The 18,509-nt window shown below is 63.1% G+C and carries 16 protein-coding genes; 8 read left to right on the top strand and 8 right to left on the bottom strand.

What is annotated here, in order from left to right; all coding sequences use genetic code 11:
* Window positions 1–22 precede the first annotated feature (22 nt).
* The 5 genes from mnmE to P0652_RS12680 are packed head-to-tail and all read left to right on the top strand — an operon-like array spanning window position 23 to window position 5,617.
* Window positions 23–1,333, top strand: coding sequence for a tRNA uridine-5-carboxymethylaminomethyl(34) synthesis GTPase MnmE (mnmE, locus tag P0652_RS12700; RefSeq protein WP_284179203.1), 1,311 nt, complete (start codon window positions 23–25; stop codon window positions 1,331–1,333).
* A 29-nt stretch (window positions 1,334–1,362) separates the two neighbouring features.
* Window positions 1,363–3,219, top strand: coding sequence for a tRNA uridine-5-carboxymethylaminomethyl(34) synthesis enzyme MnmG (gene mnmG, locus P0652_RS12695; protein WP_284179202.1), 1,857 nt, complete (start codon window positions 1,363–1,365; stop codon window positions 3,217–3,219).
* On the top strand, window positions 3,216–3,872 hold the full coding sequence (gene rsmG, locus P0652_RS12690; protein ID WP_284179201.1) for a 16S rRNA (guanine(527)-N(7))-methyltransferase RsmG: 657 nt from the start codon (window positions 3,216–3,218) through the stop codon (window positions 3,870–3,872). Before mnmG ends, rsmG begins: the two co-directional genes overlap by 4 nt.
* 32 nt (window positions 3,873–3,904) lie before the next feature.
* A complete protein-coding gene (locus P0652_RS12685) occupies window positions 3,905–4,705 on the top strand; it encodes a ParA family protein (protein ID WP_284179200.1) in 801 nt (266 codons plus the stop codon).
* A gap of 12 nt (window positions 4,706–4,717) precedes the next feature.
* The gene (locus P0652_RS12680) at window positions 4,718–5,617 is read left to right on the top strand and encodes a ParB/RepB/Spo0J family partition protein (protein ID WP_284179199.1); all 900 of its coding nucleotides are present in this window, start codon (window positions 4,718–4,720) and stop codon (window positions 5,615–5,617) included.
* Here the strand turns inward: P0652_RS12680 and holA are convergent.
* From holA to leuS, 3 genes are read right to left on the bottom strand one after another with little or no spacing between them, the layout of a single operon-like run.
* Complete coding sequence (holA, locus tag P0652_RS12675; protein ID WP_284179198.1) at window positions 5,603–6,613, bottom strand: DNA polymerase III subunit delta; 1,011 nt, start codon at window positions 6,611–6,613, stop codon at window positions 5,603–5,605. The two genes, P0652_RS12680 and holA, sit on opposite strands and share 15 nt — an antisense overlap.
* A gap of 8 nt (window positions 6,614–6,621) precedes the next feature.
* Entirely contained in the window at window positions 6,622–7,224 is a 603-nt protein-coding gene (locus tag P0652_RS12670) for a hypothetical protein (RefSeq protein WP_284179197.1), read from the bottom strand.
* 10 nt (window positions 7,225–7,234) lie between these two features.
* A complete protein-coding gene (gene leuS, locus P0652_RS12665; protein WP_284179196.1) occupies window positions 7,235–9,823 on the bottom strand; it encodes a leucine--tRNA ligase in 2,589 nt (862 codons plus the stop codon).
* Between the two features lie 142 nt (window positions 9,824–9,965).
* On the opposite strand from leuS, the gene P0652_RS12660 reads away from it, so the two are divergent.
* On the top strand, window positions 9,966–10,640 hold the full coding sequence (locus tag P0652_RS12660; RefSeq protein WP_284179195.1) for a YggS family pyridoxal phosphate-dependent enzyme: 675 nt from the start codon (window positions 9,966–9,968) through the stop codon (window positions 10,638–10,640).
* Window positions 10,641–10,647: 7 nt separating this feature from the next.
* Here P0652_RS12660 and P0652_RS12655 read toward each other — a convergent pair whose 3' ends face one another.
* Window positions 10,648–11,193 (bottom strand): L,D-transpeptidase family protein, encoded by a 546-nt coding sequence (locus tag P0652_RS12655; protein ID WP_284179194.1) that lies wholly within the window; start codon window positions 11,191–11,193, stop codon window positions 10,648–10,650.
* A 158-nt stretch (window positions 11,194–11,351) separates the two neighbouring features.
* Between P0652_RS12655 and P0652_RS12650 the strand changes: the two genes are divergently transcribed.
* The gene (locus tag P0652_RS12650) at window positions 11,352–12,038 is read left to right on the top strand and encodes a response regulator transcription factor (protein WP_284179193.1); all 687 of its coding nucleotides are present in this window, start codon (window positions 11,352–11,354) and stop codon (window positions 12,036–12,038) included.
* A gap of 8 nt (window positions 12,039–12,046) precedes the next feature.
* Complete coding sequence (locus P0652_RS12645; protein WP_284179192.1) at window positions 12,047–12,490, top strand: Crp/Fnr family transcriptional regulator; 444 nt, start codon at window positions 12,047–12,049, stop codon at window positions 12,488–12,490.
* Between the two features lie 3 nt (window positions 12,491–12,493).
* On the opposite strand, the gene xth is transcribed toward P0652_RS12645, so the two are convergent.
* From xth to P0652_RS12625, 4 genes are all read right to left on the bottom strand, one after another.
* Window positions 12,494–13,309: an exodeoxyribonuclease III gene (xth, locus tag P0652_RS12640; RefSeq protein WP_284179191.1), complete on the bottom strand. Its 816-nt coding sequence runs from the start codon at window positions 13,307–13,309 to the stop codon at window positions 12,494–12,496.
* Window positions 13,310–13,438: 129 nt separating this feature from the next.
* Window positions 13,439–14,122, bottom strand: coding sequence for an outer membrane lipoprotein carrier protein LolA (locus tag P0652_RS12635; RefSeq protein WP_284179190.1), 684 nt, complete (start codon window positions 14,120–14,122; stop codon window positions 13,439–13,441).
* Window positions 14,123–14,217: 95 nt separating this feature from the next.
* The gene (locus tag P0652_RS12630; protein WP_284179189.1) at window positions 14,218–16,800 is read right to left on the bottom strand and encodes a DNA translocase FtsK; all 2,583 of its coding nucleotides are present in this window, start codon (window positions 16,798–16,800) and stop codon (window positions 14,218–14,220) included.
* A 232-nt stretch (window positions 16,801–17,032) separates the two neighbouring features.
* Window positions 17,033–18,502 carry an ammonium transporter gene (locus P0652_RS12625; RefSeq protein ID WP_502947525.1) on the bottom strand — a complete coding sequence of 490 codons (1,470 nt, stop codon included), beginning with the start codon at window positions 18,500–18,502 and terminating at the stop codon, window positions 17,033–17,035.
* Between the last annotated feature and the right edge of the window lie 7 nt (window positions 18,503–18,509).

Here is an 18,509-nt window from a genome sequence, read left to right as displayed (position 1 = left end):
GGCAGGGGTCCGGGACGGAGCAATGGATACGATCTATGCGCTCAGCACGGGCCCCTCTGTTGCCGGGATTGCGGTAATCCGCGTTTCTGGGCCAGAGGCAATGGGCGTTGCGTCGCTTTTTGGATTTGCGCTGCCGAAACCCCGGCAGGCATCCTTGCGGCAGCTTCGGGAACCGGGGTCGGGCGAGGTGCTGGACGAGGGGCTGGTCATCGCCTTTCGCGCGCCGAACAGTTTCACCGGGGAAGACCTGGTCGAGCTTCATGTCCATGGCAGCCGGGCTGTCGTGCGCTCGATTGTGCAGGCCTTGTCCGGACAGCCGGGATTTCGTCCAGCGGACCCTGGAGAGTTCACTCGGCGGGCCTTCACCAACGGGAAGATGGATCTTCTAGATGTGGAGGCGCTCGGTGATGTCCTGCAGGCCGAGACGCGTGCCCAGGCCCGGCTGGCGGAATCCAACCGGCATTGGCTGCGCGAGCGCATTGCCGGCTGGCGCGATTCGTTGGTCGAGTTGCGTGGGCTCACCGAGGCCCTGATCGATTTTGCGGACGAAGATGACGTTCTCCGGACATTCGATTCGAACCTGCAACAATCTATTCTGGATCTGCGGCAGAGCCTTCTTGACGCGGCCGCCCCCGCGCCTGCGGCTGAGATCATCCGCGGTGGCTATCGCGTTGCGTTGCTCGGCCCCCCCAATGCCGGCAAGTCTTCCCTGCTGAACGCCCTTGCCCGGCGTGACATAGCGATCACCTCCGAGATCGCTGGAACGACGCGGGACGTCCTTGAGGTGAATCTCGATCTTGGAGGGCTGTCGGTTGTCCTGATCGACACTGCCGGGCTGCGCGAGACAGACGATCGACTTGAGCAGGAGGGCATCCTGCGGACGCGTCGCGCTGCAAATTCGGCCGATCTGAGGATCTGGCTGCAGCCGGCCGATGTTCCGGAAGTTCAACACGATCTCCGGCAGGAAGCCGAGCTTCCGGTCACGACGAAGATCGATCTGATCGATTCTTCAACGAAACAATATCACGGTCTCGCTGTGTCTGCGTTGACGGGCCAAGGGCTTGATGGACTGATCGGGGAACTGGGTGTACGGGCACGCGAGGCTGCGTGGATAGGCCAGGGAGAAGTTGCGCTTGTGCATGAGCGCCAGAGGAAGGCGTTGTCTGAAGCGGCGGATGTGCTGGGCCAAGCTGCCGCATTTGGCTCGGAAGCTTTGGAGTTAAGAGCGGAAGGGTTGCGCCGGGCCTCTGTTGCGTTGGACCGGCTCGTCGGTCGGATCGAGCCGGATCATGTCCTTGACGTTGTGTTCAAGCGGTTCTGTATAGGGAAGTAGTGTTTCACGTGAAACAGCGGGGTCCGGATATGGGTGAACGAGGCTATGATGTCATCGTCGTTGGCGGTGGGCATGCCGGCACCGAGGCTGCCGCAGCCGCTGCGCGGGTGGGCGCTCGCGTTGCGCTGGTTACCTTGCGCCGTGACCGGATCGGGGAGATGTCCTGCAATCCTGCGATTGGGGGGCTCGGCAAGGGGCATCTGGTTCGTGAGGTCGATGCCCTCGATGGTATTATGGCTCGGGCTATCGATCGCGCGGGCATTCATTTCAAACTCCTGAACCGGAGCAAGGGCGCCGCCGTGCGTGGGCCTCGCGCTCAGGCGGACCGGGCGCTTTATCGCCAGGCCGTTCAGGACGTTCTCAGCGAGCAGGAGCGGCTCGATATCATCGAAGGCGAGGTCGCGGATATTGATCTGGATTCGATTCGCGTCCGATCCGTTTGCTTGTCAGATGGACGGGTTCTACCGTGCCGTTCAGTTGTTGTGACAACCGGTACATTCCTGCGGGGAGTGATCCATATCGGGAACCGGCAAATCCCTGCTGGCCGCGCCGACGAACCGCCGGCACGCCTTCTGGCCGAGCGGCTGCAAGCCCTCGGGTTTGCCCTGGGCCGACTGAAAACGGGTACACCAGCAAGGCTCGACGGGCGCACGATTGATTGGGCGCGCTGTGAAGAACAGAAAGGCGATTCACCTCCGGAACCATTTTCCACGCGGACCGATCGGATCGAGGTTCCGCAGGTTTCGTGCTACATCACCCGGACCACAGCCGAAACGCAGGCGATCATCGAGAAAAGCCTTCACCTGTCGGCCATGTATTCGGGGGGAATTTCCGGGCGGGGACCGCGCTACTGTCCTTCCATCGAAGACAAGATTGTCCGGTTTGCAGACCGAACCTCGCACCAGATCTTCCTGGAGCCGGAAGGCTTGGACGATCCTACTGTCTACCCGAACGGACTTTCGACCTCGCTTCCGGAAGCGGTACAGGATGCAATGGTTGCTTCGATTCCCGGCCTTGAGAAGGCTCGGATCCTTCGGCACGGCTACGCGATCGAGTATGACTTCATTGACCCGCGCGAGCTCACCGCCACGCTCGAGAGCAAGCGTGTCCAAGGATTGTTCTTTGCGGGACAGATCAATGGAACGACTGGCTACGAAGAAGCTGCAGGGCAGGGCCTCGTGGCCGGACTCAATGCAGCGCGACGGGCCGGTGGCTCGGAGGGCGTGAGCTTCGACCGAAGCCAGAGTTATCTCGGTGTGATGATCGATGATCTGACACGCTTGGGGGTCACCGAGCCCTACCGGATGTTCACGTCGAGGGCAGAGTTTCGGTTGTCACTCCGTGCGGACAATGCCGATGCGAGACTGACCGACGAGGGTGTCGCACTTGGGCTTGTCGGTCATGAACGGCGCGCCGCGCATGAAGCCAAGATGGACCTGCTTGAAGACTATCGTAGCGTCCTGAGGGCGATTCGGCTTACGCCGAACGAGGCGAGGTCTGCTGGACTGGATGTGAATCTGGACGGAGTGCGTCGTGACGGATTCTCTCTTCTGGCCTTGCCTGGTGTGGATCTTGAGCGGCTCATCCCTCTCATGCCCCAACTTGGCGGATGTCCATCCTGGGCGCGGGACCTTCTGGAGACGGAGGGAAAGTACAGCGTTTACCTTGCGAGGCAGGCTGAGGATCTTGAGCGGGTAGAACGGGATCGGGGTATGGTTATTCCTGGCGACTTCCGTTTCGAGCATGTCCTCGGTTTGTCGAACGAATTGCGGCACAAGCTGGAATCGATTCGCCCACGTTCCATTCACGAAGCGGGACAGATTGAAGGTATGACTCCCGCAGCGCTGGTGCTGTTGGCCGCCATCCTCAGGAAGCGTGCGGCGTGATCGGACGGGGCGATGATCTGGCTGGAGAGGCGATCCTGACAAAGGCCGGGATCGATGTTTCACGTGAAACACGCGAGCGGCTTGAGGCCTATGTCGGAATGCTCCGGGAATGGCAGGCACGGATCAACCTCGTCTCGCCGACGACCCTTGATTCTCTCTGGGAGCGACACATTGTCGATAGCCTGCAATTGCACGCTTTGAAGCCGCGAGCTCTCTGCTGGGCCGATATGGGGTCAGGTGGTGGTTTGCCTGGCATCGTGATCGCGTGCGCCTTGGCTGGCCGGGCGGGCGCGCAAATTCATCTGATCGAGAGCAATCATAAGAAAGCGGCCTTTCTCAGAGCGGTATCCGTGGCGCTTGAGCTACCCACGACAATTCATGCCATGCGGATCGAAGAGGCTATTCCGCGTCTTCCGGCGATCGATGTCCTTACTGCCCGTGCTCTGGCTCAGTTGAGTGATTTGATCGCCTACGGGAATCTCCTGTTGAAAAGCGGGGCAATAGGGCTCTTTCCAAAGGGCCGTGACTACCAGTTAGAATTGACCGATGCCCTTCGAAGCTGGCAATTCTCTTACCAGCTGCACGACAGCATCACCGAGCCGGCCTCGCGGATCATCGAACTTGCTTTCGACCCGCTGCGCCAGCCAGGATAAGCTTCGCTCGTGTGGCAACAAGGAGGAGTTCCATGAAGCCACGCGTCCTTACAGTAGCCAATCAGAAAGGTGGCGTGGGGAAGACCACGACGGCCATCAACCTGGGTACTGCGCTCGCTGCCATCGGCGAACGCGTGTTGCTTATCGATCTGGACCCCCAGGGTAACGCATCCACCGGTCTCGGTGTGGATATGCGCGATCGTGATATCTCCGCGTATGACGTTCTGCTCGGCGATGTTTCGCTGTCCGATGCGGCGCGGGTAACCGATGTTCCCCGTGTTTCGATCGTGCCAGCCACCATGGATCTGCTCGGAGCCGAAATAACCTTGGCGACGCAGAAGGACAGAACTGATCGTCTCAAGAAGGCGATCCAGACCCTTTCCAGCATCGGTCAACCATCACCCTTCACTTATATACTGATTGACTGCCCGCCATCACTGAACTTGCTGACGATCAATGCCATGGCTGCTGCTGATGGCGTGCTTGTGCCACTCCAATGCGAGTTCTTTGCTTTGGAAGGGCTTAGCCAGCTGCTCAAAACCATTGATCAGGTCCGAAGCACCGTGAACCCCGATCTCGATATCCACGGCGTCGTCCTAACCATGTTCGATCCGCGCAACAACCTGGCCGGTCAGGTCATCCGCGATGTCCGGCAGTATCTCGGCAAGAAAGTGTTCGAGACGGTGATTCCCCGGAATGTCCGGGTTTCGGAAGCGCCGTCCTATGGCAAGCCGGTGCTGCTCTATGACCTGAAATGTGCGGGCAGCCAGGCCTATCTCAAACTCGCCTCCGAGATCATCCAGCGCGAGCGTCTGCTCGCGGCGGCCGAGTAAGGGAGGTTCGAGATGGCAGACGAGCAATCCAGGATGCGTCTCGGTCGTGGTCTGGCAGCGCTGCTGGGCGATGTCGGCAACGAGACGGCTGCAGAAACGCGGAACCGGGCCCAGCGTCGGGTGCCGGTAGAGTTCCTGCGACCGAACCCATTGAATCCGCGGCAGACATTCGGCGAGGAAGAACTCGAGGAACTGGCTTCTTCGATTCGGGAGCGTGACATTATCCAGCCGATCATCGTTCGGGGTGTTCCCGGGTCGATCGATGCGTTCGAGATCATCGCCGGGGAGCGCCGCTGGCGGGCGGCCCAGCGGGCGGGGCTTCGGGATGTCCCGATCGTGCTTGTCGAAGCGGATGACAAGCAAGCGTTGGAATTCGCGATCATCGAGAACATCCAGCGCGCCGATCTCAATGCATTGGACGAAGCGCGCGGCTACGAGAACCTGATCGCGCAACATGGTTACACGCAATCCGATCTTGCCAAGGTGATGGGGAAGAGCCGTTCGCATGTGGCCAACACGTTGCGTCTGGCGCGGCTTCCTGATTCCGTGAAGGAGAAAGTCGCGAGCGGCCAGGTTTCCGCAGGACATGCCCGAGCCTTGCTCGCGGTTGCCGATCCCGAATTGATGGCTCGAAAGATTATCGATCAAGGGTTGACGGTCCGCGATATCGAGCGTGTCGCGCAGCGGGAAAACCGCGGCGAAGACGCTCCGGCGCCGTCGACGAAAAAGGCCAGTGCTCGGGATGCCGATACGGCAGCGCTTGAGCTGCGCCTCGCCGAGATCCTCGGTCTGACCGTGGAAATCGACCATCGCGGCGAGAAGGGCGGGGTGCTGAAAATCCGATATCGCACGCTCGAGCAACTCGAATTGCTCAGCCATAAACTCGCCAGCGGCGGTCTACCGGCGGCGTGACGCCAAGGCAATCGACCAGAGCGCGCGAACTGTTACCGTTTCCTCGATGGCCGGGGTCTTGCGCATCTGCGCCTGCGTCTGGGCCAGAATGTCGATGGCACGACCCAACTGGTCCATGGGCCAAAGTTTTTGCTGGATCCGGATGCGATCCTGACGCTTGAAGAAGATGCGCTCGGCGCGGAAGGCGGCCTCCATGTTGCCGCTCGCCATGGCAAGGCGGCGCAGCAGGCCGGCATGGCCCAGGGCCATGGCGATCAGGCCAGACGGGGCGATACCCTCCGCGAAACACCGGAGGGTGGCGGATTCCACCTCCTCGAGCTTGCCCTCGAAGGCCCGGTCGATCGCCTCGGCAGGCCCCAGCTCCGAAGTGTCGACCAGCATGGTCGCAACGTCATCCACCTCGATCGCGACGCGACCGTGGCAATAGAGAATCAGCTTCTCGATTTCGCGATCGGTCAGGCCGAGATCGGAGCCGACGAGGTCGCACAGGGCCGCGGATGCAGCTGCGGTGATGCTTAGTCCTGATGCCTTGACGCGGTCCTCGATCAGAGCCTGGATTTCCGATCGGCTGGCAGGGTAACAGGCAATGGCCGCAGCGCTTTCGTGCTGTTCGAAGGCGACCCGGATCGGGGCATTCTTGGCCAGTTCGTCAGCGAGGAAGAGGATCGGTGTCTCGAGGCCGTGCGTCTCGAGGACGAGTGACCATATGGCTTTCGAAAGCTTTCCGGCCCCGGAAATGGTGATCAGCCTCCGGGCCGAGAACATGCTGAAGGCCTGAGCCTCGTCCATCAGCTTACCGGGATCGCCATTGAGCGCTTCGGCATCAAAGTCGAGGCGTTCCAGCGAATCGCTTGTTTGGCCGGCAAATGACATGATGATCTGGTCAGCCCGGATCCGGATACCGCCCTCATCCGGCCCGAAAATCAGGATAGCGCGTTTGGCAAGGCAATCCCTGCTCGTGAAGCGCGGGAGCTCGGAAGGCCGGATGGCGACCATGCCGCCCGTCAGCTTTCGTCGCCGGGCTCTGCACTCGGCTGGTCGGGATCCGGCGGGCTCAATGGTGGCACGGCATTGCCCGCGCCTGTGGCCGAATCACGCGCCAAGGCGGCGCTGATGATGATCCGGAGGCGTTCAGCCAGTGATTTCGCCACCTTTTCCTCTGCATCCCGTTCCGCCCGGAGTGTGGCATAGCGAAGCTGCGAACGGTCGAACGACGCCGAGGCATAGGTCTTGCCTGAGGTCCGAATGCGGCCACCCTGTTGCTGGTCGACAAGCACATAGACCGCCTCGATTTGCAGCGTGGCGATTTGCGCGCGGCCGGTCGACGCGTCGATGATGCTCGAGGCCTTCGATTGGTGCGTCTTGACCTTGAGGACATAGCGTCCGCCGGTGGTGGGCGCGTTGCCGCCCGTGAGCAGGAAATCGAGCTCTGATTTCAGCTGGTAGCCAAGATAGCCATCAATCCTGTCAACCGAGACCTGCGCCAGTTCCGTCGCAATGCGGGACTGCCCGCCGATCGAGGGCTGGTGGACAGGCTGGATGCATCCACCGAGCCCGAGGCCCAGAAGCCCGGTCAGCAGCAGGACCCGCGACGATGACCGAAGCATGGCGTTCTCCTCAGGCCACAATATTCACGATCCGCTTCGGGACGACAATCACCTTTCTGATCGCCTGGCCACCCAGCCAATGCGCCAGATCGGGATGCGCCCGCAGGATCGCCTCGACGGCATCGTTGGCGGCTTCGGCGGGGATCTCGATCTCGCCGCGCTTCTTGCCGTTGACCTGCACCGGGATGGAGATGACCGTATCCCGCGCGAGGGCGGGATCGACATCCGGCCAGGGCGCATTCGCGATCAGGCCTTCGCCGCCGAGCAGGGTCCAGCATTCTTCAGCCAGATGCGGCATCATCGGCGCGAAAAGCTGGACCATCATCCGCGTGGCCTGACGGATATCCGCGCCCTTCTCGCCGGCCGCGAGTGCGGCGGCGATGGTGTTGGACAGGTCATGCACATGGGCGATGCAACGGTTGAAGCGCAGGCGCTCCAGATCCTCGCCCACGGCCAGCACGGCCTTGTAGGCGGCTTTCAGGACCGGCGTGACGGCATTGCCGCCGCCGCCTTCCGGCAGACCCTCGGCCTCGCCGACAAGGCGCCAGACCTTCTGGACGAAGCGTGAGGCGCCCTGCACGCCCTCCTCGCTCCAGATGACATCGCGCTCGGGCGGTGAATCCGACAGCATGAACCAGCGGGCGGTATCGGCGCCGTAGCTGGCGATGATGTCATCCGGGTCGACGACGTTCTTCTTGGATTTTGACATCTTCTCGATCGAGCCGATGGCGACTTCCGCACCGGAGGCGAGAAGGAAGGCCTTGCGTTGGCCGTCGATGCTCTCGATCCGAACCTCGGCCGGCGGCACCCAGGCACCATCCAGGTCCTTGTAGGTCTCATGCACGACCATACCCTGTGTGAACAGGCCCGCGAAAGGTTCTGACAGGTTGGCATGGCCGGTCGCGGTCATGGCGCGCGTGAAGAAGCGCGAATAGAGCAGGTGAAGGATCGCATGCTCGATCCCGCCGATATACTGGTCGACCGGCAGCCATTTGGCGATGGCGGACATCGTGGTCGGCGCATCGGTATTGAACGGGTCCGTGAAACGGGCGAAATACCACGAGGAATCCACGAACGTGTCCATCGTGTCGGTTTCGCGCCGGGCTGGCTTGCCGCAGGACGGGCAGGCACAGTGCTTCCAGCTCGGATGCCGGTCGAGCGGATTGCCGGGTTGGTCGAAGGAGACGTCTTCCGGCAGCTTGACCGGCAGATCCTGATTCGGCACCGGAACGATCCCGCAATCATCACAATGGATGACCGGAATCGGGCAACCCCAGTAGCGCTGGCGCGAGATGCCCCAGTCACGCAGCCGGTAATTGACGGTCCGCGTGCCGGTCGATTCGGATTCGAAATGACGGATAATCCGGCCTTTGGCCTCGTTGACCGTCAGGCCATCAAGGAAACCCGAATTGAACAGGATGCCCTCGCCATCCTGCGCCGGGGCGGCAGGATCAAACGCCGCATTGGCAGCGGCATCGGTCAGATCAGCCGGACGGACGACCGGGAGGATCGGCAGGCCATATTTCGTCGCGAAGTCGTGGTCGCGCTGGTCATGGGCCGGGCAGCCGAAAATTGCGCCGGTGCCGTAATCCATCAGGATGAAATTGGCGATATAGACCGGCAGCGTCTCGCCCGGCTTCAGTGGATGGGCGACGCGGATGCCCGTATCCATGCCCTTCTTCTCGGCGGTATCGAGCGTGGCCTGCGAGGTGCCCATGCGGCGGCATTCCTCGATGAAGGCCTGGATTTCCGGGTCCTTCGCGCCGGCGGCACGCGCGACCGGGTGATCGGCCGCCACGGCGAGAAAGCTCGCGCCGAACAGCGTGTCCGGGCGGGTGGTGTAGATCTCGATATCCGACAGGCCGGAGGGTGCGGTCTCGGGCATGACAGCCCAGCGCATGGTCAGGCCTTCCGAGCGGCCGATCCAGTTCGCCTGCATCAGCCGGACCTTTTCCGGCCAGCGCTCCAGCGAGCCGAGGGCCTGCAGCAATTCCTCTGAATGATCGGAAATCCGCAGGAACCATTGGGTGAGTTCGCGCTGCTCGACCAGCGCACCGGAACGCCAGCCGCGGCCATCGATCACCTGCTCGTTGGCGAGCACGGTCTGGTCGACTGGGTCCCAGTTGACCTTCGAGGTCTTCCGCGCGACCAGCCCTGCTTTCAGGAAGTCCAGAAACATCCGCTGCTGGTGCTTGTAATAGGTCGGGTTGCAGGTCGCGAATTCGCGGCTCCAGTCGAGCGAGAGGCCCATCGACTTGAGCTGGCCCTTCATCGTGGCAATATTCGCGTAGGTCCAGGCGGCGGGATGGGTTTTCTTCTCCATCGCCGCATTCTCGGCCGGCATGCCGAACGCATCCCAGCCCATCGGGTGGAGCACGGCAAAGCCCTTCGCGCGGCGGTAGCGGGCGACAACATCGCCCATGGCGTAGTTCCGGACATGCCCCATGTGGATACGGCCGGACGGATAGGGAAACATTTCCAGGACGTAGTATTTCGGCCGGGGATCGTCGGTCCGCGTTTCGAAGACCTTCTGATCCTCCCATACCGACTGCCAGCGGCCTTCGGATTCGCGGAAATTGTAGCGGCTTGTCTGGGTCATGGTTCCGGTACGGCTGGACAGGGGGCTATGTGCTTGAGCGAATAGACGTCCGAAGCGTTGGGTATGGACATCATAACGGCTTTACGGTCAACGACGATTTCAGCGAAACGGCCCGCCGATCGGGCGAAGAAAGGACTTTCCGATGACCGCGCATGACGATGTCGTCCCGCAACTGGCTATTGTTCGCGATTCCATCCGCCGGGCGGAGCAGGATTTCGGCCGTCCCGCCGGATCGGTCGCGCTGGTGGCCGTGTCCAAAACCATGCCGGCTGAACGGATCCGCCCGGCTCTGGAGGCTGGCCACCGTATCTTCGGCGAGAACCGCGTCCAGGAGGCGCAGTCGAAATGGCCGGCCCTGCGCGAGGCCTTCCCCGATCTCGAACTGCATCTGATCGGTCCGCTCCAGACCAACAAGGTCAAGGAGGCGGTGGCGCTGTTCGATGTGATCCAGACGCTGGACCGGCCGTCTTTGGCCGGGGCGCTCCGGAAGGAGATCGAGCGGCAGGGTCGCTCGCCGCGCCTTCTGGTGCAGGTGAATACCGGCGCCGAGCCGCAGAAGGCCGGGATCGACCCGCGCGAGGTGCCCGCGTTCCTGCGCGAATGCCGCGAGGTTCATGGCCTCGCGCCCGAGGGGCTGATGTGCATTCCGCCGATCGATGCGCCGCCCTCGGCCCATTTCGCACTGCTGGCCCGATTGGCCCGATCGGAGGGCCTGCCGGTCCTGTCGATGGGGATGAGCGCCGACTACGAAGCGGCGATCCAGCTCGGCGCAACGCATGTGCGCGTCGGCTCCGCGATTTTTGGGGCCCGCACCTGATCCGGCCTTAGCGGATCACGAACCGCGACCGCCTGTCGAGGCGCAGCATCAGCCGGTCCAGCCAGGCCCTTGGCAAAGCCAGGCAGCCGGCGGTCGGGCCACCTTCCGGGCGCGCCAGGTGCAGGAAGATCGCGCTGCCCCGGCCCTGCCGCCGGGGAAGCCGGTTCCAGTCCAGCTCGACCACGACATCATAGAGCGCATCCTGCCGCATCATGTCCTCGTGGCTGGCGCCATAGGGCTTCCGGACGAGGCGGTTATAGGCGCGGTCGCCAGGCGTCTCGCACCATCCGTCGCCCGGACGCAATGGCCGGACGGGAAGTTCGGTCTGTGGCCGGAACCGGCGGTCCGCCCGCCAGAACCCACGGACAGGGCGGAGGATCGTGGCCGGTGTCGCTCCGTCACCCTCGCGCTTGTCATGGCGGATGCCCGTCCGTCCGATCCGGCACGGCCAGCGGATCATGCCGAATCGCAGGGTGGCCGCATGCGGGATCCGCCCGTTCCGCGTGAAGCCGGTTCGGTCGATGAAGAACGTCCGAGGTCGCTGTTTGAGCATTTCGAGGCATTATCCCTTCACATCGCCGCACATTCGCGTGAATCATCGGAATGCCCTTTGATTCGAGGGAATAACTTGCCATCTCGTGGCGAAGTGAAGCAACGTATCCGGGGCCTGCGCGGGGGAATGTCAGCGTTGGCCCCAAACGGGGGAGAGTGATGAGCAACGTCCGCAAAATCCTGGTCTGCGATGACGATAACGAATTGCGGTCGGCGCTTGTCGAGCAGTTGCAGCTCTATGACGAATTCCAGATCAAGCAGGTGGATACCGGTGCCGCAGCCGTCCAGATGGCGAAGAACGACCATTTCGATCTTGTCGTGATGGATGTGGGCCTGCCGGATCTCGATGGCCGCGAGGCTGTGAAGATCCTGCGGAAGGCGGGGTTCCGGTCGCCCATCATCATGCTGACCGGCCATGATGGCGAGGCGGATACGATCCTCGGCCTTGAAGCCGGCGCCAATGATTATGTGACCAAGCCGTTCCGGTTTGCCGTTCTGCTGGCGCGCATCCGCGCCCATCTGCGGCAGCACGAGGCCAGCGACGATGCCATCTTCACGATCGGGCCGTATTCCTTCCGGCCCGGCGCCAAGCTGCTGGTGACGGACAAGGGCTCGAAGATCCGCCTGACGGAGAAGGAAACCGCGATCCTGCGCTTCCTTTACCGGGCGGGCCAGCGTGTCGTGGGCCGCGATATCCTTCTCCAGGAGGTTTGGGGTTACAATTCCAATGTCACGACGCATACGCTCGAGACGCATATCTACCGCCTCCGCCAGAAAATCGAGGTCGATCCCGGTCGGGCACGGATCCTCGTCACGGAAAGTGGCGGCTATCGCCTTGTGCCCTGAGGATCGCGATGCGCCTCGATGATCTCATCCTGCTGCTGCGCGATCTGCCGGTTTTCGAATCGGTGGATCCGGAGGCCTTGCGCCTGCTGGCCTTTTCCGCCATCCGGCGGCACTTGCGGACGGGCGACATCCTGTTCAGGCGCGGCGACCCGGCGGATGGCGGGTTTCTCGTGGTGAGCGGAGAGATCGTCCTGGACCGGAGCGACGACGGCGCGCCCTCGCCGCATGTTTTCGGACCGGGCTCGCTGATCGGGCAGCTTGCCCTCGTGGCTCCCCTCCAGAGGCCCGCAACGGCTGTGGTGCGCGATGGGGCAACCGTCATGTATTTCTCGCGCGAGCTGATGACGAAAGTCCTCGAAGCGCATCCCGAGAGCGCGCTCGCCATGCGCAATTACCTTGCGCGTCAGACGCGCCAGCTGGCCGACCGGCTGGCGCGCGTCACCGGACTCTGAGCCTCAGTCGATCTGAATCCGCGCCAAGACGGGAACATGGTCCGAGGGGCGTTCCCAGCCACGGGCCTCGCGGTGGATCGAGATGTCCGCCTCGCCGCCGGCCAGTCCGCGCCCGACCCAGACATGGTCGAGTCGCCGGCCCTTGTCCGCCTTGTCCCAGTCCGGCGAGCGATAGCTCCACCAGGAATAGACCTTGCGCGGTTCGGGCCATTGTGCCCGGACCACATCATGCCAATCTCCAGCGGCCAGAACCTCCGTCAGGCCGCGCGTCTCCACGGGCGTATGGCTGACGACATCCAGCAGCTGCTTGTGGCTCCAGACATCGTGCTCGAGGGGGGCTATGTTGAAATCACCCACGATGACGCTGCGTGCATCTTCCGCACGAAGGGATTCGGAGAATCGCTTCAACTCCTCGACGAACGCCAATTTGTGCGCGAATTTAGGGTTCTCGTCGGGATCGGCAATGTCGCCACCTGCCGGCACGTAGAAATTGTGCAGGGTGATGGCCTTGCTGCCCTCGCCGATCCGCGCGGCGATATGGCGGGCATCTTCGCGCTCGCACATCGGTCGCGCAGCCAGCGGCGTCAGTGGGCGTTTCGACAGGATCGCCACGCCATTATAGCCCTTGATGCCGATATAGGCCTTGTGCCGGTAGCCCAGCTTGTCGAAGGCCGCGGTGGGGAACACGTCATTCGGGCATTTGGTTTCCTGGAGGCAGAGGACGTCCGGCGCCTGTTCCGTCAGGAAGCGGCCGACGAGATCGATGCGCAGCCGGACCGAATTGATGTTCCAGGTGGCAATGGACAGGGTTTCGGGCATGAGGGCTCCCGCGATGAGCGCATGGCCCTTCTTAGCCGAGCCGCCATGGGTGGCGAAAGGGATGTTGGTTGCGTTTCGTCGCGCTGGTCCGGTTTTCCCCTGTGGCGCCCCGGCCGGAAGCGCGGCGCCTCAATTCTTCGGCTCGACCAGACGCTGCTCGTCGATCACGAAGAGCGCCTTGTCGGGAAGGGCGGCGAGGTTGAGGTTGGACAAGGCCACGCGGGTGTCGCTGCCCTGCGGATCGGTCACGATCCATTCTTTCAGGGCGTAGGTCTCGCCATCGAAGATCACGCGGATGCGCGATGTGCCGCCGAGCGTGCTCTTGTCCTCGATCGTCAGGATGATTTCCGGGCCAAAGCGCTTGAGATCGATGACCTTGGTATCCTTGGCGATATCGATTTTCGGCTGCAGCAGGAACTTCAGCGGTGTCTGACCGATAAAGTAATCGTCCCAAGTTTTCAGCTTGCGATCGAGGATGCGCACGGTCCGGCCATCCGCGACGATTTCCAGTGTGGCCGGCGGGGCATATTCGAAGCGCATCCGACCGGGACGCAGCAGATAGAGGACGCCGTCAAACTTGCGGCCATCCGGGGCGGTCTGGATGAAATTGGCCTGCATGCCACGCATGGCGTTGAAATAGGCGTTGATGCGGTCAAGGCTCGGCGGCGGCTCGACCTTCTGCGGCTGGGTGGGCTGGCCGGCTGCCGATGTAGCGGGGCGTAGCGGCGGCAGCGGCGCCTGTTGCGCGAGACCTGCTGCCATGCCGGAGAGCCAGATCAGGCCAGCAAGAGACCAGGAGAGCGGTTTCGACATGGAGAGTCGCGATCCTTCGTGAAGCGTGGCGCGAGGCCCGAGCGTGACCGTCCTAGGATCCGCTTGTGGCGGAATGGAGACAGGACTTCGCCATCCTAGTCTTCCCGTGCCGATTCGAGAAGGATTTCCCGTTTGCCGGCATGGTTGGCCGGGCCGACAATGCCCTCGCGTTCCATACGCTCGATGATCGAGGCGGCACGGTTGTAACCGATCTGGAGGCGCCGCTGGACATAGGATGTCGAGGCTTTCTTGTCGCGCAGGACGACGGCCACGGCCTGATCGTAGAGATCCGCGCTCTCGTCGCCGAATTCGCCCTTGTCGAAGACCGGGGAATCCCCTCCACCTTCGGCCGCGCCACCCTCGTCATCGAGATCTGTCGTGACGGCATCGACATAATCCGGTCGGCCCTGCGTCTTGAGATGGCTCACCACCTTCTCGACTTCCTGGTCGGCGACGAACGGGCCATGCACGCGGCTGATGCGGCCGCCACCGGCCATGTACAGCATGTCGCCCTGGCCGAGCAGCTGCTCGGCGCCCATCTCGCCAAGAATAGTGCGGCTGTCGATCTTCGACGTGACCTGGAAGGAGATCCGGGTCGGGAAATTGGCCTTGATGGTCCCGGTGATAACATCGACCGAGGGGCGCTGCGTGGCCATGACGATGTGGATGCCGGCGGCGCGGGCCATCTGGGCGAGGCGCTGCACTGCCCCTTCGATTTCCTTGCCGGCGACCAGCATGAGATCGGCCATCTCGTCGACAATCACGACGATATAGGGGAGCTTTTCCAGCTCCATGATCTCTTCCTCGTAGAGCGCCTCGCCGGTTTCGCGGTCATAGCCGGTCTGGATCGTGCGGGTCAGGCATTCGCCACGTTCGCGCGCTTCCTCCATCCGGGCATTGAAGCCGTCGATGTTGCGGACGCCGATCTTCGACATCTTGCGGTAGCGTTCTTCCATCTCGCGCACGGCCCATTTGAGGGCGACGACCGCTTTTTTCGGATCGGTCACGACCGGCGAGAGCAGATGCGGGATCCCGTCATAGATCGAGAGTTCCAGCATTTTTGGATCGATCATGATCAGGCGGCATTCCTCCGGCTTCAGCCGGTAGAGCAGCGAGCAGATCATGGTGTTGATGGCCACGGACTTGCCCGAGCCGGTCGTGCCGGCGACCAGCAGATGCGGCATCCGGGCGAGATCGACGATGACCGGTTCGCCGCCGATCGTCTTGCCGAGGCAGATCGGCAGACGGAGCTTGGATTTCTCGAAATCCTCCGAGGCGAGCAATTCCCGCAGCAGCACGGTGTCGCGCTTGGCATTCGGCAATTCGATGCCGATCGCGTTGCGGCCAGGGACTACCGCCACACGGGCCGCAACCGCGCTCATCGAGCGGGCGATGTCCTCGGCAAGCCCGATCACGCGGGACGATTTGGTGCCCGGCGCCGGTTCAAGCTCGTAAAGGGTCACGACCGGGCCTGGCCGGACATTGATGATCTCGCCGCGGACGCCGAAATCGTCCAGCACGCCTTCCAGCAGCCGGGCATTCTGTTCGAGCGCATCGGTCGAGATCTGCGGCGTGGCGTTCCGCTTCGGCTCCGCCAGCAGCGAGAGCGGCGGAAACTGGAACTCCATCTGGTCGAAGATCGAGGACTGGGCCTCGCGGATCTCGCGCTTGCCCGCCTTCAGCGACCCGACCGGTGCCGTCACGCGGCCGGGATTGTCGGGAAGGTCAGGCAGGATATCCGCCGGCAGGGGGTTCTGCCGGCCGGCCGGCATCGGCCGGGGCTCGAGCGGGGCCATATCCTCGTCTTCGTCCTCGTCGAAATGGGCGACAGGATCGAGTAACGGCTCGGCGGCCATCTGGCCGAAGCCCGGCTCGATCCGGCGCGGTGCCACAGGTGCCCTTGTCGGCTCCACCGGCGTCCTGACCGGCGGCGGCGCCGTGCGACGGGCCTCGAAGCGCGCGCGTCCCCGGGCCCAGAGAGGTCCGAGCCGGGCGAGGAAGCCGCGCACCATGTAGAAGGCATGCAGGATCGCCCCGATCGACAGGATCGCTGCGGAAGGTTCGTCCGAATCGCGTTCGTCGTCAGGCTCGTCGACCTCTTCCTGGTCGCGGACAAGCCCGCGGCTCAGCAGGCTGAAGGCGAGAATCGTGAGTGCGCCGAAGGCAAGCCCGGCAATCAGTCGGCCGAAGCCCTGGCTGCCCATACCGAGAAAGGCAGTCAGGCCGAGAAGCACGTCACCGAGGGCGCCGCCGAGGCCGCTTGGCAGCGGCCAGCGCTCGGTTGTCGGCAGGGCTGCGGCGAAGATCGCCGAGGACATCAGGCCGAGGATGGCGATCAGCAGGCGCCAGTGCAGGCCTGCCGTTTCCCGGGTCCAGAGAAGACGGCTGCCTACGAGGCCGAGCGCTGCCGAAAGACCGACGCTGCCGATCCCGAAAAGCTGCATGGCTAGGTCCGCCGCGACGGCGCCGGGAAAGCCCAGCCAGTTTCGGGCCTTCACCGTAGTGGCATTGGAGAGGCTGGGATCCGCCACCGACCAGGAGGCGAGGGCCAGCCCGAGCAGGATCGCGATGGTCAGCAGGACCAGCCCCGTCAGATCGACCAGGCGGCGCGACAGACCCTCGCGCATGTCGTGGGAGAGCACATCCAGCGATGATGGAGCGAGGCGCGTGGTCCGCATCTCAGGGCCGTTCCTTACGCGAGACTGACAGATCGGGGCGTCCGGATCCGGCCCTCCTGAGGGTTGACCGGGTCTGACCGCCACCCTTTGTTATTGCAGCGCCCGGTTAAGGTTTTGTTTGCACACGGGCGCAGCGTGGCGACGGCGCATAAAAAAAGCGGGCTCCGTAGAGCCCGCTTCGAAGTCCGATCCGGCGAGAGGGAGGAGAATTCCCGCCGGGTCGCTGAACTCATCAGGAATTGTAGGCGCGCTCGCCATGCGAGGCGATATCGAGGCCTTCCCGCTCCTGTTCCTGCGGGACGCGCAGGCCGACCACGAGATCGACAACCTTGAACAGGATCGCCGAGCCGATGCCGGAGAAGAGCAGCGTGAAGACCACGGCCTTGATCTGGGCAAGCACGGCCGGACCGAATTCATAGGCCGCGATGGCGAGTTCGCCCGGCTTGGATTCGTAGTCCGGGATGCCAGCGCCGCCGAGGGCCGGGTTCACGAGGATACCCGTGCCGATGGCACCGATGATGCCGCCGATGCAGTGGACACCGAACACATCGAGGCTGTCATCATAGCCCAGCGCGTTCTTGATCGTGGTGCAGGCAAAGAAGCAGACGGCGCCAGCAACAAGGCCAAGGACGATCGAGCCCATCGGGCCGGCAAAGCCCGAGGCCGGGGTGACGGCGACGAGGCCGGCAACCACACCCGAAGCCAGGCCGAGCAGCGAAGGCTTGCCCTTGATGGCCCATTCCACGAAGAGCCAGGAGATGCCCGCCGCCGCGGTTGCGACGAAGGTGTTCACCATGGCGAGGACGGTCGTGCCATTCGCTTCGAGGTTCGAACCGGCGTTGAAGCCGAACCAGCCCACCCAGAGCAGGGCCGCGCCCACCATGGTCAGCGTCAGCGAATGCGGGGCGAGCAGGTCCTTGCCGTAGCCGATGCGCTTGCCGATCATGATCGCGCCGACAAGGCCCGCAATCCCGGCATTGATGTGAACGACAGTGCCGCCGGCGAAGTCGAGCGCGCCCCACTTGAAGAGCATGCCGGCATCGGCCTTGACTTCGTCGAGCTTCGCCTGCGCTGCCTTCTTGGCCGCTTCGTCGGTCGCCGCGGCAACAGCCTTGGCCGCATCAGCGATCGCATCCGGGCCGGCCCAGTACCAGACCATGTGGGCCATCGGGAAGTAGATGAAGGTCACCCAGAGCGCCACGAAGAGCATCAGCGCCGAGAACTTCACGCGTTCGGCAAAGGCACCGACGATCAGCGCCGGCGTGATGCAGGCGAAGGTCATCTGGAAGGCCATGTAGAGCATTTCCGGAATGACGACGCCGTTCGAGAAGGTCGCCGCCGGCGATTCGAGCGTCACGCCCGCCAGGAAGGCCTTGGAGAAGCCGCCGACATAGTCGTTCAGGCCGCCGCCGCTGGTGAAGGCCATCGAGTAACCGTAGAAGACCCAGATCAGCGTGACCAGGCAGACCGTGGCCAGAACCTGGGTCAGGACCGACAGCATGTTCTTCGAGCGGACAAGGCCGCCATAGAACAATGCGAGGCCGGGGATCGTCATCAGGAGCACGAGGATGGTGGCAACCATCATCCAGGTGATGTCACCCTTGTTGAATGATGGCGCGGCGGCAAGGGCCGGCACCGCGGAAAGCGCAAGGACGGCACCCGCCGTCATGGAGCGCTTGAAGAAGGTCTCAAGCTTCGACATTTGGACA

Origin of the sequence: Rhabdaerophilum sp. SD176, from assembly GCF_030143245.1 — a bacterium.
Taxonomy (GTDB): domain Bacteria; phylum Pseudomonadota; class Alphaproteobacteria; order Rhizobiales; family Beijerinckiaceae; genus Rhabdaerophilum.
This window is presented reverse-complemented; position numbering and strand designations above follow the sequence as displayed.